At 64.3% G+C, this 18241-nt stretch carries 20 protein-coding genes, 2 pseudogenes and 2 riboswitches; of the genes and pseudogenes, 16 read left to right on the top strand and 6 right to left on the bottom strand.

Annotation, left to right across the window (positions count from 1 at the left end):
* Nucleotides 1–799 precede the first annotated feature (799 nt).
* Both J7I92_RS06750 and J7I92_RS06745 read left to right on the top strand, forming a co-directional pair.
* Nucleotides 800–1222, top strand: a complete 423-nt coding sequence (locus tag J7I92_RS06750) for a DUF3592 domain-containing protein (protein WP_311380191.1) — start codon at nucleotides 800–802, stop codon at nucleotides 1220–1222.
* A gap of 164 nt (nucleotides 1223–1386) precedes the next feature.
* Nucleotides 1387–1809, top strand: a complete 423-nt coding sequence (locus J7I92_RS06745) for a GNAT family N-acetyltransferase (protein WP_214838742.1) — start codon at nucleotides 1387–1389, stop codon at nucleotides 1807–1809.
* A 442-nt stretch (nucleotides 1810–2251) separates the two neighbouring features.
* Here J7I92_RS06745 and J7I92_RS06740 read toward each other — a convergent pair whose 3' ends face one another.
* The gene (locus J7I92_RS06740) at nucleotides 2252–2875 is read right to left on the bottom strand and encodes a hypothetical protein (RefSeq protein ID WP_214838740.1); all 624 of its coding nucleotides are present in this window, start codon (nucleotides 2873–2875) and stop codon (nucleotides 2252–2254) included.
* A 179-nt stretch (nucleotides 2876–3054) separates the two neighbouring features.
* A riboswitch (Fluoride riboswitch) is annotated at nucleotides 3055–3137 on the top strand.
* Between the two features lie 13 nt (nucleotides 3138–3150).
* Between J7I92_RS06740 and J7I92_RS06735 the strand changes: the two genes are divergently transcribed.
* From J7I92_RS06735 to J7I92_RS06695, 9 genes are all read left to right on the top strand, one after another.
* A complete protein-coding gene (locus tag J7I92_RS06735) occupies nucleotides 3151–3852 on the top strand; it encodes a hypothetical protein (protein ID WP_214838738.1) in 702 nt (233 codons plus the stop codon).
* 8 nt (nucleotides 3853–3860) lie between these two features.
* On the top strand, nucleotides 3861–4019 hold the full coding sequence (locus J7I92_RS06730) for a hypothetical protein (protein WP_214838737.1): 159 nt from the start codon (nucleotides 3861–3863) through the stop codon (nucleotides 4017–4019).
* 42 nt (nucleotides 4020–4061) lie between these two features.
* Nucleotides 4062–4152, top strand: a riboswitch (Fluoride riboswitch).
* Between the two features lie 21 nt (nucleotides 4153–4173).
* Nucleotides 4174–4929, top strand: a complete 756-nt coding sequence (locus tag J7I92_RS06725; protein WP_214838736.1) for a 2,3-bisphosphoglycerate-dependent phosphoglycerate mutase — start codon at nucleotides 4174–4176, stop codon at nucleotides 4927–4929.
* Between the two features lie 20 nt (nucleotides 4930–4949).
* Nucleotides 4950–6248: a phosphopyruvate hydratase gene (gene eno / locus J7I92_RS06720; RefSeq protein ID WP_311380180.1), complete on the top strand. Its 1299-nt coding sequence runs from the start codon at nucleotides 4950–4952 to the stop codon at nucleotides 6246–6248.
* Between the two features lie 11 nt (nucleotides 6249–6259).
* On the top strand, nucleotides 6260–6811 hold the full coding sequence (locus J7I92_RS06715) for a universal stress protein (protein WP_214838735.1): 552 nt from the start codon (nucleotides 6260–6262) through the stop codon (nucleotides 6809–6811).
* Entirely contained in the window at nucleotides 6811–7419 is a 609-nt protein-coding gene (locus J7I92_RS06710; RefSeq protein WP_214838734.1) for a CrcB family protein, read from the top strand. The genes J7I92_RS06715 and J7I92_RS06710 overlap by 1 nt, the downstream gene beginning before the upstream one ends.
* Nucleotides 7416–7793 carry a CrcB family protein gene (locus J7I92_RS06705; RefSeq protein ID WP_214838733.1) on the top strand — a complete coding sequence of 126 codons (378 nt, stop codon included), beginning with the start codon at nucleotides 7416–7418 and terminating at the stop codon, nucleotides 7791–7793. Before J7I92_RS06710 ends, J7I92_RS06705 begins: the two co-directional genes overlap by 4 nt.
* Nucleotides 7794–7813: 20 nt before the next feature.
* A complete protein-coding gene (locus J7I92_RS06700; RefSeq protein ID WP_214838731.1) occupies nucleotides 7814–8695 on the top strand; it encodes an MFS transporter in 882 nt (293 codons plus the stop codon).
* Nucleotides 8649–9065 carry an MFS transporter gene (locus J7I92_RS06695; RefSeq protein ID WP_214838729.1) on the top strand — a complete coding sequence of 139 codons (417 nt, stop codon included), beginning with the start codon at nucleotides 8649–8651 and terminating at the stop codon, nucleotides 9063–9065. Before J7I92_RS06700 ends, J7I92_RS06695 begins: the two co-directional genes overlap by 47 nt.
* A 6-nt stretch (nucleotides 9066–9071) precedes the next feature.
* Here J7I92_RS06695 and J7I92_RS06690 read toward each other — a convergent pair whose 3' ends face one another.
* Together J7I92_RS06690 and J7I92_RS06685 are read right to left on the bottom strand one after the other, a co-directional pair.
* Nucleotides 9072–9446, bottom strand: coding sequence for a hypothetical protein (locus J7I92_RS06690; RefSeq protein WP_214838727.1), 375 nt, complete (start codon nucleotides 9444–9446; stop codon nucleotides 9072–9074).
* A 152-nt stretch (nucleotides 9447–9598) separates the two neighbouring features.
* The gene (locus tag J7I92_RS06685; protein WP_214838725.1) at nucleotides 9599–9850 is read right to left on the bottom strand and encodes a hypothetical protein; all 252 of its coding nucleotides are present in this window, start codon (nucleotides 9848–9850) and stop codon (nucleotides 9599–9601) included.
* A gap of 728 nt (nucleotides 9851–10578) precedes the next feature.
* Between J7I92_RS06685 and J7I92_RS06680 the strand changes: the two genes are divergently transcribed.
* On the top strand, nucleotides 10579–10848 hold the full coding sequence (locus J7I92_RS06680; RefSeq protein WP_251039536.1) for a hypothetical protein: 270 nt from the start codon (nucleotides 10579–10581) through the stop codon (nucleotides 10846–10848).
* Between the two features lie 24 nt (nucleotides 10849–10872).
* Here the strand turns inward: J7I92_RS06680 and J7I92_RS06675 are convergent, their stop codons facing one another.
* Nucleotides 10873–11076 (bottom strand): cold-shock protein, encoded by a 204-nt coding sequence (locus J7I92_RS06675; RefSeq protein WP_214838723.1) that lies wholly within the window; start codon nucleotides 11074–11076, stop codon nucleotides 10873–10875.
* Between the two features lie 760 nt (nucleotides 11077–11836).
* Between J7I92_RS06675 and J7I92_RS06670 the strand changes: the two are divergent.
* From J7I92_RS06670 to J7I92_RS06655, 4 genes and pseudogenes are all read left to right on the top strand, one after another.
* Nucleotides 11837–12627: pseudogene (locus tag J7I92_RS06670) on the top strand (VIT1/CCC1 family protein); the annotation flags it as partial.
* 455 nt (nucleotides 12628–13082) lie between these two features.
* On the top strand, nucleotides 13083–14117 hold the full coding sequence (locus tag J7I92_RS06665) for a glycine betaine/L-proline ABC transporter ATP-binding protein (protein ID WP_214838721.1): 1035 nt from the start codon (nucleotides 13083–13085) through the stop codon (nucleotides 14115–14117).
* Nucleotides 14114–16198 (top strand): proline/glycine betaine ABC transporter permease, encoded by a 2085-nt coding sequence (locus J7I92_RS06660; RefSeq protein WP_214838719.1) that lies wholly within the window; start codon nucleotides 14114–14116, stop codon nucleotides 16196–16198. Before J7I92_RS06665 ends, J7I92_RS06660 begins: the two co-directional genes overlap by 4 nt.
* Nucleotides 16195–17169 carry an ABC transporter substrate-binding protein gene (locus J7I92_RS06655; protein WP_214838717.1) on the top strand — a complete coding sequence of 325 codons (975 nt, stop codon included), beginning with the start codon at nucleotides 16195–16197 and terminating at the stop codon, nucleotides 17167–17169. Before J7I92_RS06660 ends, J7I92_RS06655 begins: the two co-directional genes overlap by 4 nt.
* Nucleotides 17170–17278: 109 nt before the next feature.
* Here the strand turns inward: J7I92_RS06655 and J7I92_RS24525 are convergent, their stop codons facing one another.
* Complete coding sequence (locus J7I92_RS24525) at nucleotides 17279–17464, bottom strand: hypothetical protein (RefSeq protein WP_396020359.1); 186 nt, start codon at nucleotides 17462–17464, stop codon at nucleotides 17279–17281.
* Between the two features lie 36 nt (nucleotides 17465–17500).
* Nucleotides 17501–17707: pseudogene (locus J7I92_RS23765) on the bottom strand (ATP-binding protein); the annotation flags it as partial.
* Nucleotides 17708–18241 lie beyond the last annotated feature (534 nt).

Here is an 18241-nt window from a genome sequence, read left to right as displayed (position 1 = left end):
TGACCCACAGTCCGGAGCTGAATCGGCGGACCCTTCGTACTCGTCGCTGGGGAACGGTTCCAGGTGCCGGATTCCAATCGGACACCTTCCTTACGAGCGCAACGCGGAATCGTGACGCGCGGACGCAGAGTGGATATTGAAATGCCGCTCCCCCACCGCTGCGCCCACCCACCGCGTCACGAAATCTTCCTGCGCCGGTAAGGTCCCTGACCCGCCCAGGGAGAAGGCAACGGATGCCGCTGCTCAAGGCAGTCCTCTGGGTTCGTCATTTGACCCGATGATTCACAGTTGGAGGACCCTCATGATCGTCAAAAGCCACATACTGAAGGGCCGGAAAGCACCAGCGTAGAATCGTCCTGCCGCCCGCAGGCGCCTCTACGACGAGCCCGTGAAGCCGACAGGGCAGGCCCGGTTATGGTGAGTTTTCCAGCCGGGCGATCGCATCGAGGTGATCCACAACGGGAACTACAGCCGCACCGGAATCGTCCGTGAGCGTACGCCGGACGCATAAACAATTTGGATTCTGCTGGACTCGGGGCTGGAACGCATCTTCGTCACGGAGGGTGATCCGGTCGCGTTGGTGCCCTTTGGATAGGTTGCTTATGCACTCAGTTCTTGATCACACCGTCTCATCCATATGCAGCGTGTGCGGCAACCAGGGGAGTTACAACCGGCCGGAGCCGTGCTTTGCACGCTGTGTCTTCCGGTCCTCTACCTGAATCCGCGAAGGCTGTCCGGCCGTGCAGGGGTGAGCTGACATACTGCTTGATGAGTGGAATTGGGGGACGTCTTGAAAATCGTGCTGTACATCATCTGGTCGCTGTTCGTCGTGGCTGCCACCGCAGCCTGCAGCCACGCTGTACGGAAGACGAAGCGCCGGGAACGGTTGATCGATGCCTGGCCGAAGGTGCAGGCCACTGTCACGGGCAGCCGGGCGGGCTGGACCAGCAGCGCCGGCAACACCACCCGCAGCCGGCGCTACTGGCCCACGTACCAGTTTGCTGGCCCGGAGGGAGACCTTCACTCAGGAGAATCCGAAGTCTCCTACGCCGAACAACCTGTTACCGGCTCGCCGCTGGAGGTGGCCTATAACCCCAACGATCCCGGCCAGTCGTTCCAGGTCGCGTCCCCATCCAAACAAGTGCTTGGCTGCCTGATTCCGTTCTTCGCGGTCTTTGCGGTGGTCTCCTTCTGGTTCATTGGCCTCTTCCCGCTGGACTGATCCGTACCGGGGAAACAACCCTTTGGACGTCACCAGGATCGTAGGTGGCCCGACAGCCTGGAGCATTGACAACCAGGGGTCTATTGCTGCACGGCTCCATCTAACGGCTCAGGTCGTGTCTCCATCCTTGTTGTGAGACACCGGCTGATGACAGGATCGTCAACATGGATGATCCCTTCACACTTCTTGATCGTCTCCCCACCGCCGCTGAACACCGCCGATTGGCCGAAGCGGTCGGCTGGACCCATGCCTTTGACTGGGAGACCTTGCCTTCTTCCCTGGATGGATCTTTGGCAGGAGTCATCGCCATTGACGACGATGAGGTCATCGGCATGGCGCGCTTGGTCGGGGACGGTGTCAAGTATTTCTACATGCAAGACGTGGCTGTCCTGCCCGCCTATCAAGGCCACGGAATCGGCTCAGCACTGCTTAGCCGGCTTATGGAGTATGTGGCACGCACAGCGCCGGCAACTGCGTTCGTCGGGCTGTTCGCCACCGATGCCGCCGTGGCCCTGTACCAGCGGGAGGGCTTTACATCGGGGGATATGACTGGCATGTTCCGGTCGATTGAGAGCACGAACAGCTAGATCGAAAACAGTGACGCAATGGCGATTACGGCGGTGATCGCTACGAATACAACGGAGATTACGGGGCCGGCCGGCTGCTTGACCGGCCCCGCAAAGACCCGCTGCCGGGGAAGCAGCAGACAAGCGCACTGGCTCATGTGGAGGAACATTCGGTGCGCTACCCAGGCGCCGGACGCCGGGCCATCAACAACACACCCCAACATGTACGTGGACCAGCACCGGAAAACCCGGACACAAGCATTACCCGCCAGTACCAAAATCGTGACGCCCGGGGCGAAACTCGGGACCGGTGACCTGTCGGCGACAGCTGCATCTGGAAGATCCCGCACCGGATCCATCTGAAACAACCAGAGGTCCCCTTGGCTGACCAAGGGGACCTCACTGGCATATCCGGAAGTCACACGTTGCGCGTGGCAGGTGGGCTGTGGCTCCCGGAGTGTTCTTAGTGCACTGCGGCGGAGAACACCTTTAGTCGGCCATCACTCGGGAGGGTGATGGACGCGATGGTCTTCGCGTTGGATGCTCCGGTGTCGACGGTCAGTCCGTAGAGGCCGACGGCGTGGGGTGAGTTGTTCCCCGGCCGCTGGTTCCATGCGGTGCTGGCCACCAGGCTTCCACCGGGCGCGGGGTTGCTGCTGAACCAGTCGGCGACTTCGATCGGGAACTGCTCGCTGGTGCCATCGGTGTAGTTGACCCGAAGGAAGCCCAGGATGTCGCCGTCGTTGGATGCCGTGAGCAGTGTGATCTTGTGTCCGGAGTCGTCGACGCTGAGCGTCTGGCCCTGCGATGCCACAGCGTTGGCTGTGCCTGGACTCTGGGACGGGAACGTGAGTTGTGCCCCCTCGACGGTGACCTTGCCGCCGGCGGTGATGCCGTACTTGGCCAACGCGCCTGCGGAGTAGCTGTTGCCTGAGCCGTCGAAATCGCCGGCTCCGGGGTTGGAGTCATCGGATACAGCCACGTTGTTGACGGCAGAGGCGATGGACTGGGCGGCAGGGGCCGGTGGCAGCGGACCAGGGTTGTCCGTGCTGAGGGAGAACAGCTTCATGTTCCCGACAGAGGGCATGGTGATGTATCACAGCGTCTTGCCCTGCGGCAGCGGGTACACCTCGCCATAGAGACTCACGTCGTGCGCTCCGAACGGCGGCTGATTGACCTGCCGCGTCGACCGGTGCCAGGACCGCGGCGGCGGGAAGAAGAATGCCACCCTGACGTGATGCCGGACGAAGCCGGCGGGTTTAGCCTTGTTGTAACGGTGATGGATCCCACCGGGACCGGTTGATTTGCCGGTTCGGACCGCCGACCTGGCTGATGGTTCCTGCCCCGACTGTGAAGGGCAGGATGGTCGCCAGGGCTGGAACCCGGAGCGGGCCGGGCATCCCGGCAACGCCGGACAGGGATAGGCTCACCGGCGTCCTGGTGCCCGTCCGCCCCTTGGAACTATCCGTGGAGGAAGTGCGCCAACTCTGGTCGTTCATCCACGGAGACATCATGGACGGGAGCATGCGCCGGTTGCTGCGCGCCTCCCTCGGGTTGTGTCCCCGGCACACCTGGGCCTACGCGGTCGTGGAGGTTGAGCTGTGGCAGGCAGGCGCGGGCGCCCGCGGAGGGCACCAGCCCTTTGACGTCACGATCCTGTATGAGGATCTCCTTGAACATGTCGCGGACGGGCTGGACCGGAAGAGTTCACTGTTGCACCGGCATCCGGAGGAGGCGCTTCTCCCTGTCGGACCGTGCCGGATCTGCCAGGATATGGCCTCCCCGGATCTGCCGGGTCTGCGGATGGGCTACGCGAACTCCAACACCGAAGCCCTCACCGCTGAGGCAAATGCCATGGTCCACACCACAACTTGGTGCCTTGAAACCGTGGCCCTCTGGCGGGACAGGGTCTGCCCGGACTGTGATCCCGGTACGGCGGAGGGAACCGGTGATTGGGTGTTTCTGTGCTGTTTCCACCTGGCGGCACGGCGTTCTCTGCCGATCGGCTCCGCCACGCGGTGGCTGCACGTCTGCGGGAGATCCGGGGCCGGATACGGCAGCTGACCGAGTCCATGACGGACTACGGGGCCCCGGTGGGGGCCATAGAGAACACGTCCTGGATCGAGGCCATCGGCTTTTTCGCGGGCTGGGGTCTGCCCCTGTACCTGGCGACCGACCCGGAGGAGGCCTGGCCCAAACCAGGCAGCCAAGGCGCTGACCAAGGTGAGTGACTGCGTCATAGTGTGGCGGTTGGCGCCGCCGTGCCTGTAGTCTCTGTTCACGGTGATGGATCCCGCCGGAACAGCCCGCGCGTAAGGCGCGGGGCGTTCGAACCGCCTCCTGGCTAATGGTTCCTACCTTTGCTGATCCGAAGGTAGGTAACTCATGCCCGCACCCGGCACACTTCTCCTGCTCCGCCATGGCCAGAGCGTCCTGAACGCCCAGGACCGGTTCACCGGCCTGCTCGGCCCGCCCCTGACCCCGCTCGGGGAAGACGAAGCGGCCCGCGCCGGGGCCCTGCTGGTCCACTCATCTTTTTCCCCCGGCACGGTCTACACCTCCACGCTGACGCGCACCCGGGCCACCGCCCGCATCGTCCTGGACATCCTTGACGCCCCTGACGTGCCGGTTCTTGCGGCGTGGGAGCTGAACGAGCGCAGTTACGGCTCCCTGACGGGCAGGGCCAGGAGCGAACTGCTCAGCGAGCTCGGGCCGGATGTCTTTCGTTTCTGGCGCCGCTCCTACTACGGGGCACCGCCACCGATGTCACGCGCCGCGCTGGGCGCGATCCGGCGCACCCGGGCGTTCGCGGGGCTGCCTCCCGAAGCGGTCCTGCCCACCGAATCGCTGTGCGGGGTGGTCAAACGCGTCCGGATCTTCTGGCACCAGCACCTTCGCCCCAGGATCCGCGCGGGAGAGGATGTGCTGGTGAACGGGCACGGCAATTCGCTGCGGGCGCTGTGCCTTGTCCTGGACGGGCTCTCCCATGCCGAGGTCGAGGCCCTGAACATCCCCACCGGGCACCCGCTGGCCTATCGCTTCACCCCTGGCCTGGTGCCGGCGGTGCGGGGCGGGGAGTATCTGAATCCGCTGGCGGCGCGGGCTGCCGCTGCCTTGGTCGCTGCCGCCGGCGGGACCTGAGACAAGGAACGGAGAACATCATGATGAATGACCTTCAGATCACCGGGGTGCGCGCCCTGCAGATCCTGGACTCCCGGGGCTACCCCACGGTGAAAGTCTGGCTCACGACATCGGACGGCACGGTGTCGGTTGCGTCGGCGCCGTCGGGGGCATCCACCGGTGCGCATGAGGCGGTCGAGCTGCGCGACGGCGGCCAGGAGTACTCCGGCCGGGGCGTGCAGAAAGCCGTCACCAATGTCAGGACGGAAATGGCCGAGCTGCTCACCTCCCGGAGTTGGCGGAATCTGGCGGACCTGGACCAGGCGCTGGTCGGGCTCGACGGAACCCCGGGCAGGTCCCGGCTCGGGGCCAACGCGATCGTCGCGGTGTCGATGGCCGCTGCCAGGGCCTTTGCGACGGCCGCCGGGACGCCCCTTCATGTCTGGATCGCTCAGACGCTGGGCCGGGGCGGGCGGCTGCCGGTTCCGCACTTCAATGTCCTCAACGGCGGCCAGCACGCCGCGAACCCGCTGGAATTCCAGGAATTCATGATCGCCCCGGCCGGTGCGCCGACGTTCCCGGACGCGGTGCGCTGGGGATCGGAGGTCTACCATGCCCTGTCCCGGCGCCTGCATAAAGAGGGCCTTGCGACCGGTTTGGGTGATGAAGGTGGATATGCCCCGGACATCGCCCGCCCCGAGGAGGCACTGGATCTGATTGTCGCCGCTATCGAGGACGCCGGCTACACCCCGGGCTGGCACGGGGTCGCGATCGCCCTGGATCCGGCTGCGAACTCCGTCTACGCCGACGGGACCTATACGGTCGCCGGCAAGGCCCACACCCCGGAGCAGATGATCTCCTACTACGACAGGCTCATAACCGATTATCCGATCTGGAGCCTGGAGGACCCGTTGGCCGAGACCGACGCCGACGGGTGGCCTGCCCTCACCGCGGCCCTCGGGGACCGGGTACAGGTCGTCGGGGATGACCTTTACGTCACCTCCGCGGCCCGGGTACGGGACGGCATCCGGAACCGGTCCGCGACAGCGGTGCTGATCAAACCCAACCAGGCCGGAACAGTGAGCGAAACATTCGACACGCTCACGGCCGCCTCCGAGGGTGGCTTTGGCGCGATGGTCTCCCACCGCTCCGGGGAAACCGATGATACGTTCGTCGCTGACCTCGTTGTCGGATCAGGCTGCGGGCAGCTGAAATCCGGGGCCCCGGCCCGCGGGGAACGCGTCGCCAAATACAACCGGCTCCTGGAAATCACCGACGAGGACCCCTCCCTGCCTTACGGGCCCACCGGAACCTACCTCAACGACGCCAACGCCAGATGACAGGAGCGCCCATGAATGAGCCAGAGAACGAGACCCGGCCCGCTACCGGGCCGACACCGTATGTTCCGCGCCGGATCACCGGGCCTGTGCTGATGGGCGTCGTGCCCGGCCAGCCCTTGGCTGTCGCGCACCGGGCCGCGGAGCTGGCCCACAGCCTGAACGTCAAACTGATCTGCGCGTACGTGGATGTCGCCAGTTACCTGGCCGAAGAACCCGACGGCCGGGTCGAGACCCTGCCGATTGATCCGGACGGGATCGACGACGACATCGAAGGCATCAGCGCCGGCATCCGCGAACGCCTGCAGGAGGCCCTTGACGGGAGCGGGGTCCGCTGGTCGTTCGTGACCCTCGCCGGGGACCCCGCCCGAGCCCTGGGGCGGCTGGCCGAGTCGGCGGATGCCTCCATCATCGTCGTGGGCACCCGCGAACGCGGCCTCGGGGCCCGGTTCGAGGAACTGCTCGTCGGGTCGGTCGCGGTACACCTCACGCACCGCCAGCACCGGCCCGTCCTGGTCGTCCCGCTCGCCCCCCACACCAGGCACCACCGGCAGGAGGGCCACTAATGGAACCGCCCACCCCCGAGGCCACGGCAGCTACCGGACCTCCGGAACGAACCGACCCGAGCAGTCACCTGCCCATCGACAGTGACCCGGCAGGAACCAGCGAAGAGGACACGGACGCGGGCACGCTCGGCGAGGCCCGCGCCCACCGTCCCGTTCACCTGCACCCGGGGTTCGTGCTGGTCGTCATTACCGGAGGTGTCTTCGGCGCCCTGGCCCGTTATGGGCTCAGCAGCGCCCTGCCGTCCCCGGGCGGGTGGCCGCTGCCGACCCTGATCATCAACCTGGCCGGGGCGCTGCTGCTCGGCGTCCTGCTGGAGGCACTGGTCCGTCGTGGTCCGGACGCCGGACGCCTGAGGTTCATCCGGCTTCTCGCCGGGACCGGGTTCATGGGCGCTTTCACCACCTACAGCACCCTGGCCCTGGAAACCAACACCTTGCTCGGGACCGGACGGGCCACGGACGCGGTGATCTATGTTGCCGCCACGGTGATCGGCGGCGCGGTGGCAACAGTGGTCGGGATCCGGGTCGCCGCCGGGCACCACAGCCGGATGACTGCCCGGAGGCGGGAAGCGACCCTCCGCCCCGACCGAGAGGAGAGCACCCGATGAACCCTCTCACCATCCTGTTCCTCGGCCTCGCCGGAGGACTCGGTGCCGGAACCCGATTCGTCATCGACGGGCTCGTCCGGTCCCGGTTCCGCACCGCCCTGCCCGTGGGCACCATCGCCATCAACATCACCGGATCCTTCCTGCTGGGACTGGTGGCCGGAGCCGTGATCGGCCACGCGGCACCCGTCGAGCTGCAGGCCATCGCCGGCACTGGCTTCCTGGGCGGCTACACTACGTTCAGCACCGCCAGCTTCGAGACCGTCCGGCTCATCCAGTCCCGCCGCACCGGACTTGCCCTCCTGAACAGCGTCGGCACCGCCGCCGCCGCGGTGGCCGCGGCGGCGGCCGGGCTGGCCCTGGCAAGCCTCCTATAAGAGCGATCCCCATGCCGGACATGAACGACCCACGACTGCCCAACGCCCAGGCAGATCCTGCCCGGGAGAACCGGCTCGGACCCATGGGGTTCGTGCTGACGTTTGGTGTGGTCAGCATGCTCGCCGACGTCGTCTACGAAGGTGCCCGGTCCATCACCGGCCCGTATCTGGCCACCCTCGGCGCGACGGCGGTCATGGTCGGCTTCATTACCGGGTTCGGCGAAGCCGTTGCCCTGGTCATGCGGCTGGGGACCGGGCCTCTGGCCGATAGGACCCGTAAATATTGGCCGCTAACCATTGCCGGGTACGCTCTGACCGTGATCGCTGTCCCGCTGCTGGCCCTGGTGAGCTCCCTGTGGCAGGCCTCGGCTCTGATCATCATGGAGCGGTTCGGCAAAGCCGTCCGCACCCCGGCCCGGGACACCATGCTCTCCCACGCGGGGGCAGATATGGGGCGCGGGAAGGCCTTCGCGATCCACGAAGCCCTCGACCAGTCGGGCGCGCTCCTGGGGCCGCTGATTGTCGGGCTCATGATCACAGTCTCCGGGTACCAGCTCGGATTCGGTGTCCTTGCCATCCCAGGGGCGGCGGCCCTTGTTGCAGTGCTCCTGTTGCGCTGGGCTGCGCCGGATCCGGCACGCTATGACACACAGGCTGTCCAGGCTGTCAGGGAGCCCGTGTCCGTGCCCGGCCAGATCAGGGCGCGGGCCCCTTTGCCGGCCAGGTTCTGGTGGTACAGCGCGTTCACCGGCGTATCGATGTTCGGGTTCTCCACCTTTGGTGTGATCTCCTATCACCTGGAACTGCAGAAGGGTGATGCCCTCGGCGCTGATCCCGGTCACATATGCCGTTTCCATGGGCGCGGCCGCCTTGGCGGCCCTGGCCTCCGGGGCGCTTTATGACCGGATCGGTCTGCGTGGTCTGCTCATCGCATTGCCGCTGACCGCTGCCGTCCCGTTCCTGTCCTTCACCACCACTCCCGGCCTGGTCTGGGCCGGCGCGGTGGTCTGGGGTGCAGCCCTGGGAATCCACGAATCCACGCTCCGCGCCGCAGTCGCCGACCTTGTCCCGGCCGCCCGGCGGGGTACCGGATACGGGATCTTCACCGCGATCTACGGCCTCGCGTGGTTGGCAGGGTCCACCATCATCGGCGCCCTCTACTCAGAGTCCCTCACCGGGCTCGCCATCTTCACTGTCGGGACCCAGCTTGCCGCGCTGATCGCCTTCATCCCCATTCTCAAACATGCTCCCGCGCAAGGCCGGGCCATCTAGTATCGGCTAGAACGGCCCTGCCATCGCCATCACGATGGTGGCTCCTGCAAGTGAAACGAGCAGCGTTACCAGCAGATGCATTGCGGGCACGACGGGTGCCTGTTCCACGTTTTTCTGCCGCATCCAGGACACGGCGAACGCCGTCCCGGCATACGCTGCCATCGCGGTAAGCGCACCAAGCCCTACCGGCGACAGGTCGGGTCCGGAACCGGTAACAAGGACAACCCCGGCCAGCAGGCCCAACCCGAACGCAAGGACAGCTTCCATGATCCACGACCGCCGGGACCCATCAACCGAACCGGGACTGCGGTACAGGATGAAACGGAGCGTGGCACCTGCAACTGCCCCGACAGCGACAGCCAGAAAATTAACCGGGTTCATCCCCGACCCTTCAAGGAAATACATGGCATGCCCCATTGACCTCACATCCGCCGAGTCGGGTGGACTGTTGATGCCAGCGTAGCCGGTTCGGCAAGTCGCTCAGGTGGGTACCGTTCGGGCCGTCCTAGTGGGCTCCGATCGAATTGACACAATCAGCCGGCCATTTTCATCCCTCTTGGTGTCTCACGGGGCTGGGCTATCTCGTGGCGCAGTTGTTCAATCCGACGCCCGTATGTGTCATGGAGGTCCTTGACGCGCTGCTCCCCATGGGAGCGTTCAAGCTCCACGATTGCTCGGGCGGCCTCGCGCTCGGCAGTCAGCGTAGCCAAGTCGCCGCGCAGGCCGGCAGCCTCCTCACGGGCGCGCTCCAGGCCGGCCCGGGCAGTCGCAAGCTGACCCTGCATCTCCCCGATCGCGGCCTCACCTCGGCCGGCACGCTCCGCCTCTGCCTGGGCGCGGCTCTCGGCCGCGCCGGCAGCCGTTCCGCCTCGGCAGGGGCCTGCTCCTCCGCCTCGGCCTGTTTGGCCCCTGCATCACGCTCCTGCTGGAGCTGCCCCAGCTGCACCCGCGCGGACTCAATGTCCGCCCTCAGCTCCGCAACTTCGGCCTGAGCATGCTCTCGGTCAGCCGCAGCAGCCGCCTGAACCTGGGACAGCTCCGACGCAAGCTGCTCACCGCTCTGGCGTGCGGTCTCCAGCTCGGCTTGGAGGACGACCAAGTCCTCGGCCAGTTCTTCACTCTTCCCTGTTGCCTCCTCGGCCGCAGCGTCCGCCTCGTCCCTTTCGGCCTCGGCCCGGCGCTGAGCCTGCTCCGCACGGGGGTGGCCCGCACATTCGCGCCGGCGACCTGGTCGGCGACCTGCTCGGCGGCCTCGCTTGCCACCGACTCGATTTGCGCCTCCGTGGCCTCGGGATCACCAACCGTGCGCAGCTCTTCAACGAGCGCCGTCAGCTGCTGCCCGAGGTGCTCCATCATCCCGGACACCTGCCCAGCGATCTCGCTTGCCCTCTGGCGTGCGGCATCGCCCTCTCTTTCTCCGATCGCCTGGCATACCCTGAGCACACTCCGAGTACCGGACCGGGACCGCACTCGTCCCTCCGGGCGAACTCAGAAGCTAAGAAAGGCATCATCAATGGAGATGAGAATCAAGGACCACTGGGACCGGCTCAGCCCCGCGACGCAGCGGTGGCTCACCGACAACCCCGGATGCCTTATCCTGCCGCGCACCATGACGGAAGAGATCTGCCAGGAAACCGGCGTAAGGGCTGACCGTGACGAGCACGGCCAGGCAATGCTCTCCCAGCAGGACCTGGATTTCATCCGGGCCAAGGCGGAAGGAGCACAAACAACCCCGCCGGAGCATCGGTTCTTCGACGCAGTCCAGCCCGGAGAAGGCATCTAGCCCGATTCCGGTCCGGACCGGCGTTCACATAGGGCGGATGTTTTCCGCCTGGGGACCCTTCGGGCCCTGGGCTACCTCGAACTGGACTTTCTGGTTCTCCTCCAGGGAGCGGTAACCGCTGGAAGCGATCGCGGAGTAATGGGCAAAGACATCTGCGGACCCATCATCAGGGGCTATGAAACCGAAGCCTTTTTCGGAGTTGAACCATTTCACTGTGCCTGTTGCCATGCCCGCTGCCCCTTGGAACTTTTCATCTCTCCCGCGGGCTTTACGGCACCGGCGGCACGGAAGTGCTCTCCCGCTGGTCCCAAAACTACGGTTCCCTGCGTATCGGCACAAGAGCCAGCGCCCCGGAGACGTCGTGGAAGTCGAAGTGGAAAAGCTGGGGACCTTGACCAATCCAATCGTCTCCAACAGCTACCGCAACGAACTGCTATGACCCCCGGATCACCCAAGTCACCGACCCCACTCAAGGGTGCGACGGTCGTCTCTCACCCACCCCTGGGGGATCGCTCTGCTCGAGCGGGCCGGCCACGTTGAAGAGCCATTGCTCTGCTCGCTGGACGATGAACTACCCGCTGCCCGGGAGGCGGCCGCCGTCTACGGCGGCTGCAGCTGCAGCTATTCCGTCGGCGTATCCGGGTCCTGGCCTCGGCACCGTGATCTTGATGCCGGACCGATGATCATGTGGCCCTTCGCCGCTCGGCAACTGAGTCAGGAAGTCCCAGGTTCCATGCTCACAAGAACACGCAGGCCGCCGCCCACTGGACGGGGGCCACTCTTGCTTAAAGCGGGAAGTCACGCCGGCGGTCCTGCTTCAGCTTCCGCCGTCGGACTTGCTCGGCGGCAGCCAGACCTCTCGCGCAGGTAATACTCCTTGGGGAGGTCCCGATCGAAGTGCCGGTAGAGGCGACGGCATACGACACCCGGAATGGCCGCGACCTGGTGACCGGGTGGGCCTGGAGTCGTGAACCCCTCTGACCCCGTGATGCATAGGCACAGCAGCCATCCCCCACATGACGCGGGCCGGACGGACCCCTCTGCAACTGACATCAAGCGTTGGCGGCAATACCTGGCGGATGAACGGGCCGAAGCCGCTGTGTACCGGGAACTGGCCCAGCGACGCGACGGCGAAGAACGGGACATCCTGCTGGCACTGGTCGAAGCCGAGGGGCGCCACGAAGCACATGGGCTTCGGCTGCACGGCGCTGAGGCGGCAAGCCCCGCCCCGCCTCACTCCGGAGCCAGTTCCTGGGGTTTCTGGCCCGGCACTTCGGTTCGGTCTTTGTACTCGCTCTGGCGCACCGTGCCGAAGGCCTTTCCCCCTAAGCCAATGACCCGGCGGCAACACCGGCCATGGCAGCAGATGAGCAGATCCATGAGGAAGTCGTCCGTGGACTGGCCACGAGGGGCCGCAACCGCTTGTCCGGCACGTTCCGGCCGCCGTCTTCGGGGCAAACGACGGACTGGTCAGCAACCTTTCCCTCGTCATGGGCATGGCCGCCACGTGTCCCCAGTCCCGTCGTCCTGCTCAGTGGCATAGCCGGCCTGCTGGCGGGCGCGCTTTCCATGGGCGCCGGCGAGTACGTCTCGGTCCGCTCCCAGCGGGAACTCCTGAGCGCCACCCGGCCCACGCAGGCTACGTTGTCCGCGGCGCCGTCACTGGACATCGATCACAGCGAACTGGTGCTCGTGTACCTGGCTCGCGGAATGACGCGCGAAGTCGCCGAGCACCGGGCAGCCGAACGCATGGGCCTCTACAGCTGCGACTGCGATCCCTGGGATGCACCGCAGTTTGGGGAGGTTCTGGCCGAGCGTGGTGGAAGGCAGGTGGCCGCGGCGGTCATCATGCACGAACTGGGCCACCTGCTGGGGACTCGACCACGTCAAAGACCCGCACCAACTGATGTACGGCGAAGCCTCCAATGTTCGGGACTTCGAAGACGGTGACCTGGCTGGCCTTGCCATCCTCGGCACCGGCCCGTGCAGCAAGCTGTACTAATCAAGGACAGTAGCTGGATCGTAACAAAACCTTCTGAGTGCGCAACACGCAACTCGCGTCACTAGGTGAAACGAGGGACTTATCCGCTAAGGCCTGTCAACAGCTTCGCGGGGGAAAAATTAAGTCTTGACAAGCAACAGTGACTTACCTCACAGTGTTGCGTAATGCGATCACGGTTGATCATAAGACAACTACCCGATGCATCCTCCGCGTCGGAGATGAGGTTTACCAGATGCACAGCCCCGAGATATCAGTACGCAATTTATGGAAAGTGTTCGGGCAAGGCGGCGAAAAGGTCCCCAAGGATCAGCAGCTTGCTGGATTGGCCCCTGGCGAGCTACTGGAGCAGACAGGGTGCGTGGCGGCTGTGCGCGACATGAGCTTCGACGTGGCAAAGGGCGAAGTGTTCGTGATCATGGGACTTTCCGGATCCGGAAAATCCACCTTGATCCGCTGCCTTACGCGCCTGATCGAACCGACATCGGGTCGCATCCTGGTGGATGGCCAGGACGTGCTGGAGGCAGGAACAACCGAGCTGCGCGAACTGCGCCGACGGAAGATGTCGATGGTCTTCCAGCACTTTGGCCTCCTGCCGCATCGCACCGTTCTTGACAACGTCTCCTATGGACTGCAAATCCGCGGCACCGCGAAGAATGACCGCTACGCCAAGTCGCGCGAAATCATCGAGCTCGTCGGCCTAAAGGGTTACGAACAACATTTTCCGGACCAACTGTCCGGCGGTATGCAACAGCGAGTCGGCCTGGGCAGGGCACTGGCGGGAGACCCGGATACCATCCTGTTCGACGAGCCATTCTCCGCACTGGACCCGCTAATTCGGCGCGATATGCAGGCGGAAGTCATCAGGCTGCATAGGGACATGGGCAAGACAATGGTCTTCGTCACCCACGATCTTTCCGAGGCGCTCAAACTTGGCGACCGCATCCTGATCATGCGCAATGGCCAGGCGGTCCAATGTGGCACCGGCGATGAGCTTGTAGGATCGCCCGCCAACGAGTACATAGCGGACTTCGTTTCTGAAGTGCCCCGCGCTGAAGTCCTGACGCTCAAATGGATCATTCGTCCCGTGGGGATCGACACTCCTCCCGATGCACCCGTCCTCAGCTCCGGCACGGTCATCCGGGACGCAATTTCGGCTGTGATCCAGTCCTCCTGCCCCGTGCTCGTCGAAGACGGGGGCAAAATCATCGGACAGGTCGATCGTGACAGCATCCTGTCCGTGCTCCATAGGGAGGCAGCTGCGGTATGACCTCCACACTCCTTCGTGAAAGAGCGGCGGTCCAGACCGGCGGCGACCCCCTTCGCGCCGCCCGCCGCAGGCCGAGCCGGCGCACGATAATGCTGGGGGGTGCAGCGGCCGTCTGGCTCTTGGGCTTCGTCTTCCTCCATGGATTCGGTACCTTGGCGCTGCCCTCATCGGAATTGACTGACCTGCACCGATCACTCAACCAATTCAACGCGTGGGTTGCTTCAAACCGCAGCGACAACCCAATCTTCCTGTACGTGCTCTCGCCCCTGCGGGCCGCCGTCGATGCTGTTGCCAGCCTGTTCATCACGGTATTCGCGGCGAGTTCAACAGGCCTTCGGCTGCCCGAGATCGGCTGGTTGGGAACTGTCGCCCTACTGAGCTGGACCGCTTATGCCGTGGGAAATGCGAGGGTGGCCCTGCTCACGGCCGCAGTGTTCACGTTCTTTGGCCTGCAGGGCCTCTTCGTCGAGGCCTCCTACACTTTCGCCCTGATGGCCACGGCAGTGTTGCTGACCCTGCTCATCGGCATCCCGATGGGAGTCCTGGCCGGGATCAACGCGCACGTGGCAAAGGCCGTCACTCCTGTCCTGGATTTTATGCAGACGCTCCCCACGTTCGTGTATCTGGCCCCCTTGGCGTTGATCTTCCTGATCGGCCCGGCCTCCGCCGTCATCGCCACCTTGATTTACGCGGCCCCGCCGGTCATCCGCTTGACGGCACATGGGATCAGGGGCATCCCCGAGAACACCCGGGAAGCATCTGATTCCCTGGGAACCACCGGGCTGCAGCGGCTCTTCACGCTTCAACTGCCAATGGCACGGCGCACCATCGTGATGGGCATCAACCAGACTACGATGGCCGCCCTGTCGATGGTCACCATAGCCGCGCTGATCGCCGCACCCGGCCTGGGCCAAACGGTGGTTCGGGCGCTGCAGTCCCTCGACGTCGGGACTGCGGTTAATGCCGGACTGTCAATAGTTCTCATGGCCATTGTGCTGGACAGAGTCACGACGGCCGCAAGCAGAAGGGCAGAACCGGGAGCCCATCGGCGAAGCAAGACCTCCCGCCGGACGCGACTGGTCCTGGTCTCCGCCACCCTGGTCCTGACGGTGGCCCTGATTCACGTTTCACGAACTATGCTCTGGGCGGCCGCATTCCCCAAGGAACTGAATATCGGGCCAGACATTGTCAGAGGCGTAGCCGGGGCAAGCGAGTGGCTGCAGACCCACCTGTTCCTGGTCACGGTGTCATTCCGCGAAACAATGACCACCGGCTTCCTCAACCCGTTCCAGTTGCTCTTCACAGAAACGCCATTAGTTGTCCTGGCCGCCGTTATCGCGCTGGCCGCCTACGCGCTCGGCGGCTGGAAACTGGCTGCCCTAACTACCTTCTGCCTGGCGGTGATCGTCTACCTCGGGCTGTGGGGCGACGCCATGGTCACGCTGGCCAGCACGCTGGTTGCCACCGCAATCGTGATGGTCCTCGGCGTCGTCTTCGGGGTGGCCATGGGACGTTCCAGCAGGATGGACCAGTTCATGCGGCCGTTGCTGGATGCCGGCCAAACCATGCCGGCCTTCGTTTACCTGGTCCCGTTCCTGGGACTCTTCGGCGCCACCCGTTTCACCGCCATCGTCGCCGGCATCATTTACGCGGCACCCGTGGCCATCAAAATCATCGCTGATGGCATAGCCGGCATATCTCTGACAGTCGTCGAAGCCGCCGTAGCCAGCGGCTCAACCCCTTGGCAGGTGATCACCAAGGTTCAGCTCCCTATGGCCAGGAAGTCTTTGGCGCTGGCTGCCAACCAGGGCTTAATCTACGTCCTGGCCATGGTGGTGGTGGGTGCCTTGGTAGGAGCCGGTGGCCTGGGATACGACGTCGTAGCCGGCTTTGTGCAGAGCTCACTCTTTGGCAAAGGCCTTGCTGCCGGTCTGGCCATCGTCTTTCTGGGAATCCTGCTCGACCGCATGACACAGGCTGCCGCCGCCACCCCTGCCAGGAAAACCCCCACAGCAAAAACGACACGTACAAGCCGCCCCGACTCCGCGACATCCCCCAACAACAAGGAGCTCCAACCATGACAAAAGCCGGACTCATCCTAAAACGAACTATTCCGACACTCGCTGGAGCCGTTGCCGGCGCCTTGCTGCTGGCAGGTTGCGGCGGTGCCTCGGTCAATCAGGCGGCCGCCGCAGGCGCAAGCAATGCTTCATGTGGAACTGTCAACGTGGCCATGAATGCGTGGGTGGGATACACCGCCAATGCCGCTGTTTACAGCTACGTCGCCAAGGAGAAGCTCGGCTGCTCAGTGGTCCAAAAGGATCTCTCGGAGCAGATTTCCTGGCAGGGCTTCGGTTCCGGCGAGGTTGACGTCATCATCGAGAATTGGGGCCATGAGGACCTGGTCAAGCAATACATCACTGATCAGGCGGTGGCAGTCGACGCCGGTCCAACCGGCAACGAAGGTCATATCGGATGGTACGTACCACCATGGATGGCAGAGAAGTACCCGGACATCACCGACAGCAAGAACCTGAACAAGTACGCCTCGCTGCTGGCCACGTCGGAGTCCGGCGGAAAGGGGCAGGTGCTTGATGGCGACCCGGCCTTCGTCACCAATGACGAAGCCCTGGTCAAGAACCTAGGGCTCGACTACAAGGTGGTCTTTTCCGGGTCAGAAGCGGCCCTCATCCAATCATTCCGTTCGGCTGAAAAGAACAAGACGCCGCTGTTGGGCTATTTCTACGAGCCGCAGTGGTTCCTCTCCGAAGTTCCGCTGGTGAAAGTCAATCTGCCGAAGTGGACGCCCGGCTGTGACTCAGACCCGGAGAAAGTGGCCTGTGACTATCCCGACTACAAGCTGAACAAGATCATCTCCAAGAAGTTTGCCGACAGTGGTTCCCCGGCCGCCAAGCTGGCGAAGGCTTTCACCTGGACCAATGACGACCAGGATGCGGTTGCCACCGACATCCAGAACGGCATGAAACCCGAAGAAGCCGCCAAGAAGTGGGTGGACACACACTCCCAGCAGGTGCAGGCCTGGCTCCAGTAGCCTTTCCCGAATCGCTCTACTGCGGGCATATCCTTTGGAGGATATGCCCGCAGTGCTGTCCGGAGCGTGTCAGGGCCGGGGAACGGGCCTCCGGGTCACGCGGGATCGATCAGTGCGGGGCCATCGTTGCGGACGTTGTTGACCCTGTCGCTGACTTTTCGCGGGGCGAGGGCAGGGTCGGGCATGGCGTCCAGGAGCTGCTGAATATCGGAACGGTCCGTGGTTCCCGGGTCCAGCCAAGATCCACCATGTCCCGCGGGATGATCACCGGGGATCTGTCATGGACGTGTCCCAATGAGTCCTGCGCGGTTGTCGTGAGGACGGTGCAGGTGATGCTGGCGGCTGCTTCGATGACGTCGTCGGTGATGGTTTCGAGCTGGTTTATTTTGAGGACGCGGGTGATCTGGGGGAACAGTCGCTCGAGGAGCCGGAAGTTGCCGCGGGTTATCCGCTCGATTGCTGCAATGGCTTGGGCATCGGTGAAGTCCTCTGGGTCCAGCGTCCTTCCAAGGCGTTTCCAGTGGCGGTCTAGGGTCCGACGGCATTCGCGACGTCGTAGACGGCCACGTGGTTTGGCCGTGACCTGGTGAACCGCTGGTCCTGGAGTCGTGAACCCATCTCACCCGTGATGCATAAGCACGGCCTGAAGATCGTCAAAGTCCGCACCAACTCTTAACTCAGCGGTGGGTGGCGAAAGCCCCCGCTGAACAGCCGCTTTGCTTCGGCATGCGTCGCGGCGGGGCTGCGACACCCATCCCCCAACTTTCGCCAGTGATTGTTCACTTGGGAGGTGGGTCCTTCTTAGGCAGGATCTCCCCTGCTTGCCTAGTCCCAGCCATACGTGCCTCAAGGCAGCGTTCCGCGATGTGCTTGTACTGAGGGTTCGCTTCCCGTTGCCCATGGCCTTCCCTGTCACCTCGAGGCATGTTGAAGCTTCGAGGGCTGGGCTGATCCCGAACGGGGGTTACTCAGATGGCACTGCCGAAGCCCGTAGAAGGGCATCACAGGGGCTTCTTGAAGAAGGTTGCGGCGTCCTCATATGCAAGGGCACGATAGAAATCGCCCGCCCGCC

Source organism: Arthrobacter sp. ISL-72 (genome assembly GCF_018613755.1).
Lineage (GTDB): Bacteria > Actinomycetota > Actinomycetes > Actinomycetales > Micrococcaceae > Arthrobacter.
This window is presented reverse-complemented; position numbering and strand designations above follow the sequence as displayed.